The 3,947-nt window shown below is 38.9% G+C and carries 1 protein-coding gene; it reads right to left on the bottom strand.

Annotation, left to right across the window (positions count from 1 at the left end):
- Positions 1-487 precede the first annotated feature (487 nt).
- Entirely contained in the window at positions 488-3,703 is a 3,216-nt protein-coding gene (locus M3189_RS26320; RefSeq protein ID WP_251639752.1) for an SNF2 helicase associated domain-containing protein, read from the bottom strand.
- Between the last annotated feature and the right edge of the window lie 244 nt (positions 3,704-3,947).

Here is a 3,947-nt window from a genome sequence, read left to right as displayed (position 1 = left end):
GTCCTGAGCCAGGATCAAACTCTCCAAGAAAGTTGATATAGCTCATTTGTTACGTTGGCTTAGCTTTTATAAAAAGCTAAAAAATTGTTTGTTGACGTTCTTGTTTGTTTAGTTTTCAAAGAGCAATATTTTTGAAGCAGGTTATTAATATAACATTTTTGCTCCAATCGTGTCAATTACTTTTTTAATATATCTTTTCGAAATCGACAACAGAATTCATCTTACTAAATAACATCCATGTTGTCAACCTTTATTCATTCCACTGATGAAGAAGCAATCTGTTTATGATTTATCCCCTCGTCAGATTTACTATATTACTATCATACTTTAAAAAAATCAATAGAATAATGAATTTTATTTTAAAAAAGTTACTGCTCTTCTTGCAAAAGGATTTTCCTTTCTTTTAACCTTGGAGCTGCACGAGCAAAATGAAAAAAGCTAAAGGTTTCCTTACTATCAGGATTCCTTTAGCTTTTTTTCAGAAAATCTAAATCATTAGTATCTCTCGAATATCCTCCTCAGTTAGAGAAGAAGTTCCCTTATCTTTTGAATCGATAATTTCCTCTATTAATTCTCTCTTCTTGTCCTGCAGTTCATTCATTTTTTCCTCGATTGTGCCTCGTGCAACCAATTTGATGACTTGCACTATATTTGTTTGTCCCATCCGGTGTGCCCGGTCTGCTGCTTGTTCCTCTACCGCCGGATTCCACCATAGGTCATAAAGGATAACAGTGTCTGCGCCGGTTAAATTAAGACCTGTTCCTCCTGCTTTCAAGGATATAAGGAAAAGGTCACGTTCTCCTGCATTAAAGCGATTTGTAAGTTCAAGCCGCTCTTCTGATGGGGTTTGTCCATCTAAATAGAAGAAAGGCAGACCTTGAATGGCCATTTCTCTTCCGATAAGCTGAAGCATTTTTGTAAATTGAGAGAAAATCAACACTCTTCTTCCCGAAAGCTTTGATTCATCCATAATCCGCAGTAATTGCTCAAACTTTGCAGAACTTCCCTTATAACCGTCCACAAATAAACCTGGATGACAACAGATTTGTCGCAGCCTCGTCAGCCCTGCGAGGATTTTTATTTTATTTTTACGAAGCGTGTCCTTATCCAAATGCTTCAGCGTGTCATGTCTTAGTTTTGCTAAATAGGCTCCATAGAGTTTCTTCTGTTCTGGCAATAACTCCACTAAGTCAATAGATTCAATTTTTTCAGGCAGCTCTGCCAAAACATCTTCCTTCATCCTTCTAAGTAAAAACGGAGTGATTCTTCTTGCAATCTGCTTTCTGGTTAAATGGCTATATTCCTTCAGCCCTTGGAATAGTTCTGGAAATACCACATGAAAGATAGACCATAACTCTTCCAAAGAGTTTTCCACAGGAGTACCTGTTAGCGCAAAACGATAATCCCCCTGTATTTTCTTCACTGCCCTTGCTGTTTGCGTAATAGGATTTTTAAAAGCCTGTGCTTCATCAAAAAACACGGTATGGTAGGTTTGCTTTTCGTACCACATGATATCCTTACGCAGCAAAGGATAAGAGGTAATGACAACGTCAAAATCAGTGGTACGTTTTTGTTTAGCTGTCCGCTCTGTTTTCGTGCCATCTAAAATAACCGCACGCACTCCTGGGGCAAATTTATGGATTTCACTTAGCCAGTTATATGTTAATGATGCTGGACAGACAATCAGAATCGGCAGCTGTTTTTTACGGATGATTGGAAGTTCAGAAAGGATATAGGTAATACTTTGAAGTGTTTTTCCTAGTCCCATATCATCTGCAAGAATTCCGCCAAATCCATAACTAGCTAACGTTTTCAGCCATTTGTATCCCTGGACTTGATAATCCCTTAAAATTGGTTCCACTAATTCTGGAACCTTGAACTGCATACTACTTGGATTTTGGATGGTATCTAAAAACTGACGGAACGATTCCTCGAGTGTAAAGGTTGAGTTGTCTTCAACACAGTCAAGCAGCTTTAATCCCCGCACGATCGGAACATTCAACCCGGCTTCAAGATCCTCTGCTTGTACAGGCGCTGCCTGCAGGAAGCGTTGGATTTCTTCAAATTCCCTCGTCTCCAATGAGAGAAGGGCCCCGTTCCGCAGTCGATAATATTTCCTTTTTTCCTCAAGTGCAGATAAAAGCTCTTTTATCTCTTTCTGCGGGATACTATCCATATCAAATTTAAATTCCAGCCAGTTGGTTCGCTCTTTTATTACTTTTACTCTAATCTTTGGAATTGTATTTTCCTTAAATATTCGGTTCCGGACCGCGGTTGTTGCATAAATTTGTACAAGCTTTTGCAGTTTCGGAACCACATGATATAAAAACTCATACTCCAATTCTTCGTTATGCAAGAAATAGCCGCTGTCCGTACTTGCAAATGAGCTTTCTTCCATCAGGTGTAGTATTTGATTTTCCTTTTCTACGTCTCTTATAAGCACAGGAACATCTTGTGGGATATCCAACGGGTTTATCACGATATTTCCGTATTGAAACTCCAGGCCCGCTAACAGACGATTTTTTAAACGATCCAAATAAAGCTTGGCAACTAAAGGCTCTTTCCTATAGTTGTTTGTTATATTTAGAGGTAATTCAACCTCACCGAGTTTCTTTAACCCTGGGACGACACTTTCTACAAAATCATCCATTTGCTCAAGTGGAATCTCTATTTGATTTGTTTTCGAAACCTCTAACATTTCTTTAAGGTCTGCCAAACGTTTGCAGTCTGTTTCTTCAATCCTAATAAACTTGCCCTTATATAGAACAAATTGATAAGAATCTAGTATGGTTAATTGATCTAATCCTTTAATCCTCAAATGATAGCTCCTGCCTGCTGAGGACCCAAAATTAAATTTTAGAGGGATAATTTTTTCTGTTAGAACAAGCCCCTCAAATGTTTCCCCCTTATTCGCAACTTGTACGAATGGGGCCTTTACTAATAACGATAAAAGGCGTTCCCAAGAGGATGGCGTTATGAGTAGCTGCTCCTGCCTGTACCAATCATCAAATTCGTTTGACTTGGTGCTTACATACATTTTTTCATCCTGCAGCACATGAGATAGTTGTTGAATGACATCATCTGTCTCTCTTTGAAAGCAGTGCAGGTTTGGGTTAAAGGTAAAAGTATTAGAAAGAACGCTTTGCTTTCCTTCTATTACATTAGCTAAGAAATGTCGGATGTTCTCCACTTTACGGTGGTCTATCTCCATTTCTATCCCTAACAGATTATGTCCCTTCCCAATTTTCACTGGTTTACAGAGAAAATTCGCTTCGAGAACCTGTCTATTCTCAAAATGAAGCTGATGTCCACTTTTTCGTTTAGGCTGCTTCGTGAAAAGGGTGAGTAATCCAGTAGTCAGCGCCTTTTTAGTTGAAGGATCAACAGGTTCATCACTTTTCACGATAGGCGTTGTTCCTTGCTGTTGGTGTTCATAAATAGCGAGTAACACAGCTGCAATATGCTGACAGTCGGTTTTCACGGAAGCGAGCGTTGGACAACTGCATGATGTCCGCAGATTACCACTTTCTTCTATATCTACCGTGACATAGAAATCTTCTGTACCTTTTACACTTGCCTCACAACGCTCTGGACTATAATAATCAAACGATACCTTACCCGCTCTATAAAAAGAATCTCCTCGTTTAAAGGAGACTGTTCCGCACATTTCTTTAATACGCTTTTGGTCTAATTCCATATTCAAATGAACAGCTCCTCCCTGAGAAAATCCTTTGGTATTAATACATGCTCAATGGTTAAATGTAACTGTCCGTCTCAGGTGGACAGTGTCCACGGATGGTGCCTGTCACCTTCTCACGAAGGTGACAGCGTACTATGTCAAGTAAGAAATTTCGATTTTTGCGTATAGGAAATACACCTCACGCATTAAATTTCAAAAAAATACCATAAGCAACTGACAGACAACCATATAAATGAATCTCTCTTCT

The organism is Neobacillus niacini, assembly GCF_023715415.1.
GTDB lineage: Bacteria > Bacillota > Bacilli > Bacillales > Cytobacillaceae > Neobacillus > Neobacillus niacini_C.
The sequence above is the reverse complement of the archived record's forward strand: the minus strand, read 5'-3'. Positions and strand labels throughout refer to the sequence as shown.